General features: G+C 65.7%; 6 protein-coding genes. All 6 read right to left on the reverse strand.

Translation table 11 applies throughout. The features are described 5' to 3' along the window. Window positions 1–34: 34 nt before the first annotated feature. The 6 genes from ACK4MH_RS01995 to ACK4MH_RS02020 all read right to left on the reverse strand — a co-directional run bounded on the left by ACK4MH_RS01995 (window position 35) and on the right by ACK4MH_RS02020 (window position 7,917). Window positions 35–2,320 (reverse strand): TonB-dependent receptor, encoded by a 2,286-nt coding sequence (locus ACK4MH_RS01995; RefSeq protein ID WP_409713965.1) that lies wholly within the window; start codon window positions 2,318–2,320, stop codon window positions 35–37. A gap of 96 nt (window positions 2,321–2,416) precedes the next feature. Then, window positions 2,417–3,202, reverse strand: coding sequence for a peptidase (locus tag ACK4MH_RS02000; protein WP_409713968.1), 786 nt, complete (start codon window positions 3,200–3,202; stop codon window positions 2,417–2,419). A 64-nt stretch (window positions 3,203–3,266) separates the two neighbouring features. Further along, a complete protein-coding gene (locus tag ACK4MH_RS02005; RefSeq protein ID WP_409713971.1) occupies window positions 3,267–4,106 on the reverse strand; it encodes a transglutaminase domain-containing protein in 840 nt (279 codons plus the stop codon). Window position 4,107: 1 nt separating this feature from the next. After that, the gene (locus ACK4MH_RS02010) at window positions 4,108–5,046 is read right to left on the reverse strand and encodes an alpha-E domain-containing protein (RefSeq protein ID WP_135193667.1); all 939 of its coding nucleotides are present in this window, start codon (window positions 5,044–5,046) and stop codon (window positions 4,108–4,110) included. Then, window positions 5,046–6,467 (reverse strand): circularly permuted type 2 ATP-grasp protein, encoded by a 1,422-nt coding sequence (locus tag ACK4MH_RS02015; RefSeq protein ID WP_409713974.1) that lies wholly within the window; start codon window positions 6,465–6,467, stop codon window positions 5,046–5,048. The genes ACK4MH_RS02010 and ACK4MH_RS02015 overlap by 1 nt, the downstream gene beginning before the upstream one ends. Window positions 6,468–6,711: 244 nt before the next feature. After that, window positions 6,712–7,917: an NAD(P)/FAD-dependent oxidoreductase gene (locus tag ACK4MH_RS02020; protein WP_409713977.1), complete on the reverse strand. Its 1,206-nt coding sequence runs from the start codon at window positions 7,915–7,917 to the stop codon at window positions 6,712–6,714. Window positions 7,918–8,141 lie beyond the last annotated feature (224 nt).

Below are 8,141 nucleotides of genomic sequence, written 5' to 3' on the forward strand. Positions count from 1 at the left end.
ACGGGGCCGTCAGGATAGGCCGGAGATCAGGCCTTTAGAAGCGCAGGTTCAACGCCAGGGTGGCCGAACGACCGGGCGCCGGGTCGGCGTGGTGAACGCCGTTGGTGCGTAGGATGTACTTCTCGTCCGCAGCATTCTGGACGTTCAGTTGCAGTGTCGCGCGGTCGGTCAGATCGTAAGAGGCGAAGACGTCGATACGGGTGTAGGCCGGGGCGTAGATCGCATTGCCACCGCCGCCGGCCCCGCCTTGGTTACCGCCGTTGCTGTCGGACACATAGTAGACGCCGCCGCCGGCCGTCAGTCGCGAGGTGACCTTGTAGGTCGAGAACAGGCTGACGTTATGCTCGGGCGTATTGGCCAGCGCCTGACCTTCCAAGGGGCTCGGCCGGCAGACAGACGGCGTCACCGTGGTGTCAACAGTGCAAGCGCCCTTGACCAGTTCGGAGTGCTGGTAGGTGTAGCCACCAAACACCTGCCATTGCGGCGTAATGTTGCCGGAGATGCCGAGTTCCAGACCATCGACCTGGATTTCGCCGACTTGGGCCAAGTCAGTCGATGCGGGTCCGACAACGACATTGGCGTTCTTTCGGCTCAGGTGGAAGGCCGCTGCGCTCAGTTGGAGTTGGTCGCGGAACAGGCTGGCCTTGGCTCCGACCTCGTAGCTGGTCGTGTCTTCCGGATCGAGGATCGATTGCGCAGGCGTGGCGCTGGAGTTGCCGTCGCCGCCGCTGATCGTGGGCGGCGTCGAGGAGGTCGAGTACGACGCATAGACGCTGGTGGTGCGCGTTGGCTTGTAGACTAAGCCGACCTGATAGTTGACGAAGTCCCACGACGCTTCGGCGACAGACGCCCCGGTCGAGGCGACGCCATCGACTGAATAGTCGTCCCAGCGCAGGCCGAGGTTGACCAGCCACTTGTCGCCGATCTCGACGGAGTCGAATCCGTAGACGGCCTTGGTGTCCGTTGTGTTCGAGGTTATGGCGCCCCGAACCTTGGTGCCCGTCCACGGATCGCTCGGATTGGGATTGTAGAGCGGGGTGCAGTCCACGCCGGTCAGCGGCGCAGGACAGGCCGTTCCCGTCAGAGAAGTGACGGTCCAGGAGGCGTTCTTGTTGACCTCGTGGCTGAACTCGGCGCCCAGACTGAAGTTGTGCTTGATAGCGCCGGTGTTGAACGTGCCGAACAGTTCCGTGACGTTGGCCGTCGTATCGACGGGGTTCCAGCGCGACTTCAGCCCCCGCTTCATCCACCATGTATCGCCGATAAGAACCGCACTGCCGCCGTCGCCCGGGTTGGTGACGACGTAATCGTTCAGGGTTTCGGCATAGCGCGTGATGTTGCGAAGGGTCAGGTTGGGCGTGAGTTGGTGCTCCAGCTTCAGGGTGACGCCCTTGACCGTGTTGTTCAGATAGTCGCGCGCGGTCAGGCCATAGAAGGTGTCGTAGGGCACATCCAGAATGCCCTGCGTATTCTCGCGCGGAGCCGTGGCGCCGCCCCGCTTGGTGTAGAGCGGGATGCCGTAGTCGGGCATCTGGTTGCTGTCGAGATAGTTGAAGCTGAGAGTCGCGGTCGTATCCGTGTCGATGCCTATGGCCAACGAGGCGGCGACGCCGAGCTTGTCGTAATCGACGGCGTTGCGCCCTGCGATGTCGCCCGAGGCCGACAGGACGTTGATGCGGAAGCCGGCGGTGTCGCTGATGCGCCAGTTTTGGTCGATCGTGCCGCGCCAGTAGCTGTCCGTGCCGCCACCTAGCGAGACGTTGGTGAAGTCTACCAGCTTCGGCGACTTGGACGACAGGTTGATCGAACCGCCGCCGGAACCCCGGCCGGAATAGGCCGAGTCCGGCCCCTTGATGACCTCGACCTGTTCCAGATTGAAGACCTCGCGCTGCTGGCCGCCCGAATCGCGGATGCCGTCGACGAAGATGTTGTTGCCCGAGGACTGGCCGCGAATGAACGGACGGTCGGCCAAGGGCTGACCACCCTCGCCTGCGCCGAAGGTGATGCCCGGCGAGGTGCGCAGCAGGTCCTGCAGCGAGGTGGCGCCGATCTGCTCGATGACCTGCTGCGGGATGATGGTGACGTTGCGAGGCGTATCGACGAGAGGGGCGACGAACTTGGAGGATTCCGGTTCGCGGCGGACGCGCTGCCCGTTCACGTCGATCGTGCCCAAGTTGGCGGGCTGTTGCTGGTCCGCCGTGACGACCACGCCGTCCTCGGCGATCACGTCAGCGGCCAGAGCCGGGGCAGAAACCAGCATGCCGGCGGCGCTGGAGGCGAACAGGAGCGCACGAAGGGAGGCGGCGCGGGAGTCGGACATATTGTTGCGACCTTTTGGTCTGATTTTGCGATGCGGTCGCAATAACCAGCTTCAATATGTCGCACAAGAGAAATTGCGAACAAATCGCAATCTTGATCAGCCGACGACGGTCATCGTCCTCGGCACCGGCGTCTTGTCCAGGTCCAGCCAGGTCGGATCGGGCATGGCCTTGTGGGCAGAGGCCAGGGCCTCGGACCAGCGACGGCCCAGGTCGCGGAAATAGGGATCGTCGATGTCGATGCGCCGCTCCATCCCCGTCAACTGATCGCGCGGCATGACGATGAGGTCCAGCGGCGGCCCTACGGCGATGTTCGAACGAATGGTCGAATCGAACGAGATCAGCCCCAGCTTCACCGCCTCCGACAGCGAGGTCGAACTGTGCAGGGCGCGGTCCAGAATGGGCTTGCCGTATTTCAGCTCGCCGATCTGCAGATAGGGGGTGTCCGGCCCGCACTCGATGAAGTTGCCCTGACCATAGATCAGATACAGGCCCATCTTGCCGCCCGCGATCTGCCCGCCCAGCAGCATGGAGGCGTTGACGTTCAGCGCATCGGCCGTCGGCGAGCACGGGGTGTTGATGGTGGCGCGCACCATGGCCATGGCATGCCCCAGGATCTGGGCGGCGCGGAACAGGGTCGGGGCGGTCTCCAGCGTTTCCAGATCGACCGAGTCGGGCAGCTTCACCCCCGCCGCCGCCATGGCCAGCGCCGTCTGGGTCACGGACAGATTGCCCGCCGTCGCCACCGCCAGCAGCCGCTCGCCCGCCGACTTGTAGATGTGCAGCTTGCGGTAGGACGAGATGTTGTCCACGCCCGCATTGGTGCGCGTGTCGGCGATCATCGCCAACCCTTCGTCCACCAGCATGCCTACGCAATAGGTCACTTCGCTCTATCCGCTCCCCGCGTTGCGAATCCGATGACGCTAACAGATTCGCGCGACATGCCTATCAGGGCCATCCGCGCGACTGCAGTTGTTGTTGGGTCTGTTGCACAGGCCGCACATTCAGGGCGACCGTCAGGGTCTCGTGACCCCCGCCATAGCTGGTCCCCCGGATCGGCGTGGCCCCGCGCGCGTCCAGACCGACGGCGACGCGCACATAGTGTTCGGTCGGGCTGATGCCGTTGGCCGGATCGAACCCGACCCAGCCCAGGTTTTCGACCCAGGCCTCTGCCCAGGCGTGGGCGGCGTCCTGGTCGTGCTGGCCGTCCTGGCGGCTGAGGTGACCCGAGACATAGCGGGCGGGAACCCCCATCCGGCGCGCCGCCGCGATGAAGATCTGGGCGTGATCCTGACAGACGCCGCGCTTCTGGGCGAAGGCCTCGGCGGCGGTGTGGCTGGCCGAGGTCGAGCCGACCTCGAACGCCACGTCCTGCTTCAGCGCCCCCATCAGGGCGTGCATCCGGCCCAGCGTCGCGCCTTCGGGGATCGAGCGGGCGAAGTCGTCGATGGCCGCATCCGGCTTGGTCATCGGCGTCTCGCGCAGGAAGACGATGGGCGACAGCCGCTCGGCCTGACCCCGCACAACGCCGCCCGTGTTCACCGTCGCCACCTCGCCCGTGACCCGGATGGTCAGGGCGTCGGTCGGCCGCTCGGTATAGAGGCTGTGGACCACATTGCCGAAGGCGTCCTCGCTGCGACGCAGGCGGGCGTCGACGTCGGTCTCGATGCGCCAGTCGCGCACCTGCTGACCCTCGCAAGAACGCGGCGTCAGTCGCAGCATCTGCACGATGAACCGCGCCGGGCGGGCGTAGGCATAGCGGGTGGAGTGGTCGATCCGGATCCGCATGTCAGACCAGATACTGTTCTTGGACGGCCGCAGCCAGGGCGTTGTTCTGGTTCAGGAAGCCCTGGATGTACTCGTGCAGGCCCGACTGGAAGATGTCCTCGATCTTGGCCTCGTTGAACTGGGTCAGGCGGTTGGAGGCCAGCCGCTGGGCCGGGCCACGCCGCCCATAGTCGGTCGCCAGCCGCTCCAGATAGCTGACGATCATTCCCTGGCACGACGCCAGCGAGCGCGGCATCTGGCGGTTCAGAACCAGCAGGTCCGCCACCAGCCAGGGTCGCACGCTCTCGCGATAGACCCAGCGATAGGCGGTCAGGGCCGAGACCTCGCGCAACAGCGTCGTCCACTGGAAATAGTCTAGCTGCCCGCCCACCCGTTCGCCGGGCGGCAGCAGCAGATGGTATTTGACGTCCAGCAGGCGCGCGGTGTTGTCGGCCCGCTCGATCGCCATGCCCAGCCGCAGGAACCAGTAGGCGTCGTTGCGCAACATGGTCCGCGACGAGGCGCCCTCGACCGCCAGGGACGTCGATTTCACGAAGTCGAGGAAGTTGGTGAAATCGTCGCGCTTGGTCGGTTCGCCCAGTTCGTTCAGCCCGTTCCAGGCGCCGTTGATCGCTTCCCACAGTTCGATCGTTAGGGCCGTCCGCACCGAGCGCGCATTGGTCCGCGCCTTGGTGATGCAGGCCTTGATCGAGGTGGAGTTATCGTAGCCGAAGGCCAGATATTCGCGGACCGACTTCTCCGAGATCGTCCGGCCCGAGGCGTCGAAGCCGCTCTTGACCCCCGACGAGGCGATGGCCCCGGCCCAGGCCGTGACGGTAGCCTGGTCCTTGGCCGGCAGGGCGGCCAGCCGAATGGCGGCCTCCAGAATGCGCGCGAGGAAGTCCGCCCGCTCCATATAGCGGCCGGTCCAGTAAAGGCTGTCTGCAGTGCGTGAAAGCATCAGTTGTCCAGCACCCAAGTGTCCTTGGTTCCGCCGCCCTGGCTGGAGTTCACCACCAGCGACCCCTCTTTCAGCGCGACCCGCGTCAGGCCGCCGGGCGCGACACGCACCCCGGCCGGGCTGGACAGGACGAACGGCCGCAGATCGACGTGGCGGGGCGACAGGGCGCCCCCGTTCAGCGTCGGGGCCGTCGACAGGCTCAGCGTCGGCTGGGCGATGAAGTCGTCGGGATCGGCGATCAGCTTGGCGCGGAAGGCCTCGATCTCGGCCTTGGTCGAGGTCGGCCCGACCAGCATGCCATAGCCGCCCGATCCGCCCACTTCCTTGACCACCAGTTCCGGCAGCTTATCCAGCACCTCTTTCAAGGCGTCCGCCTCGCGGCAGCGCCAGGTCGGCACGTTCTGCAGGATCGCATCCTCGCCGGTGAAGAAGCGGATGATCTCGGGCATATAGGTATAGACGGCCTTGTCGTCGGCCACGCCCGTGCCGATCGCATTGGCCAGCGTCACCCGTCCGGCGAAATAGGCCGACATCAGCCCCGGCACCCCGACCGTCGAGTTCGGCATGAAGGTCAGCGGATCAATGAAGTCGTCGTCGATGCGGCGATAGATGACATCCACACGCTTCGGCCCCTCGGTCGTGCGCATGAAGACGGTGTCGTCATTGACGAACAGGTCCGTGCCCTGGACCAGCTCGACCCCCAGCTTGTCGGCCAGGAAGCTGTGCTCATAGTAGGCCGAGTTGAACGGTCCCGGCGTCAGCACGACGATGGTCGGATCGGCCCCTGCCCCTGTCGGCGCGGACGCCTGCAACGACCGCAGCAGCATGTCGGTATAGATTTCGACCGGTCGCACCGCATGTTCCGCGAACAGATCGGGGAACAGCCGCATCATCATCTCGCGGTTCTCCAGCATATAAGAGACCCCCGACGGCGTGCGACAGTTGTCTTCCAGCACGTAGAAACCGTCCTCGCCCGTGCGCACCAGATCCACGCCCGAGATATGGCACCAGACATCGCCCGGCGGCCGGCGGCCCTGCATCTCGGGTCGATAGTGCGGATTGGTCAGGATCAGGTCGGCCGGGACGATCCCCGCCTTGATGCATTCCTGGGCGCCGTAGATGTCCTTCAGAAAGGCGTTGATGGCGGTGACCCGCTGCTTCAACCCCTTTTCAAGCCCGCTCCATTCGTCGGCGCCGATGATGCGCGGCACCACGTCGAAGGGGATCAGGCGTTCGTTGGATTCCTCGTCGCCATAGACGGCGAACGTCACGCCCATACGGCGGAAGAACAGCTCCGCCTGGCGCGAGCGCGCCTGCAGCAGATCGGCCGGCGCGTTTTCCAGCCACGCCGCCAGGGTCTTGTAGCTGTCGCGGATCGCACCTGATCCGCCGCCGGTCATTTCGTCGAAAGCTCTCGTCATTCGCCCCCGCCGCGTTGAAGTCGCAGCTTGAACGTCCCCAAACGAAAAGCGCAACAGTTTTGTTGCACTGCGGCGACGAGGAGAGAGGTCTCCTCCTCATCGCAAAGCGATGGGGAGGTGGCGCGGCGCTCTTCGCGCCGTGACGGAGGGGCTCTTCACCGCATCACCAGCGTCTGTGGGACTTTCAGAGCCACTCCACCACGCTACGCGCGGTCCCCCTCCCCACGATGTGGGGAGGAGACAATCAGGCCGCTACGGCCTTCATCGAAACCGCCGGATCGGCCAGCTTTTCCAAATCCACCGGCGTCGCTTTTCCGATCAACTGCTTGCCCGCCATGAACTCCGGCGGCGCATTGACCGCCTCGACGCAGACCACCCGGTCGCCGCTCAGATGAAACACCGCAAAGCCCGACGCTGACGGATCGCCCCGCACCACCTGACGGTCGGCGTCGAACGGCAGACCGGCGATCTGCAGCTTGAAATCATACTGGTCCGACCAGAACCACGGCACCTCGGGCGTCGGCCCGGCCCGTCCGACGATGGCGGCGGCCGCCTGTTTGGCCTGTTCCAGCGCATTGGGCACGCTCTCCAGCCGGTGCGACACGCCGCCATGAACCGGGATCGGTCGCCGCGTCATGTCGCCCACGGCGAAGATGGCCGGGTCGCTGGTGCGCGCTTCCCCGTCCACCACCACACCGTCGTCACAGGTCAGACCCGCCGACCGCGCCAGGCTGTCGCACGCCAGCGCCCCGACCCCGACCAGCACCGCATCCGCCCGCACCACCGATCCGTCCGCCAGGGTCACGCCGTCCTGGGCCACGGCGACAACCTCCGCGTCGGTCAGGATTTCGACCCCATGCGCCCTGTGTTGGGCGGTGAAGAAGGCCGACAGGGTCTCGGACGCCACCCGCGCCAGCACGCGCGGCGCCCGTTCGATCACCACCGCCTCGGCGCCCAGGGCCTGGGCCGAGGCCGCTGCCTCCAACCCCACATAGCCGCCACCGACCACCGCCAGCCGCTTGCCCGGCCCCAGCACGGCCTTCAGCCGTTCGGCGTCCTTCAGCGTCCGCAACTCCAGCAGATCGGGATGATCCCCGCCCGGAACCGGCAGTTTGCGCGCCGTCGACCCCGTCGCCAGCACCAGAATGTCATAGGCCTCGGACGTCCCGTCGTGGAAGGCGACCGTCTTCGCCTCCGGATCCACCGACACCGCCACGGTCGAGGGCCGGAACTCAATCCCCTGTTCGGCATAGAAGCTCAGCGGCCGCAGCAGCAGCGTCTCCAGATCGGCCTCGCCTTTCAGCCAGGCCTTGGACAGGGGCGGCCGCTGATACGGCGGCGCATCCTCCTCGCCCACCAGCACGATGGGGCCCTCATGGCCGTACTGCCGCAGGAACGCCGCGACGGAGCCGCCGGCGTGGCCGGCGCCGATGATCAGGATCTTGGTCATGGGAGGGATTTAGAGCGGTGTGTGGGCGGACGTAAGTCGTGATTGGTGAATCGTGAGTGGTGACTGGAACCCGCGCGCCCAATCACGAGTCACCAATCACGATTCACGCCACCCCTTGACCGTTCCACTGTTACAGCATAGTGGAACGCGCATGACGACCCCGCCCGCCCGCGACGCCCTCCATGACGCCCTGCTGTCGATGCAGACGCGCGCGGAGATCGACG

It is taken from the genome of Brevundimonas sp., assembly GCF_046295075.1.
Classification (GTDB): Bacteria; Pseudomonadota; Alphaproteobacteria; order Caulobacterales; family Caulobacteraceae; genus Brevundimonas.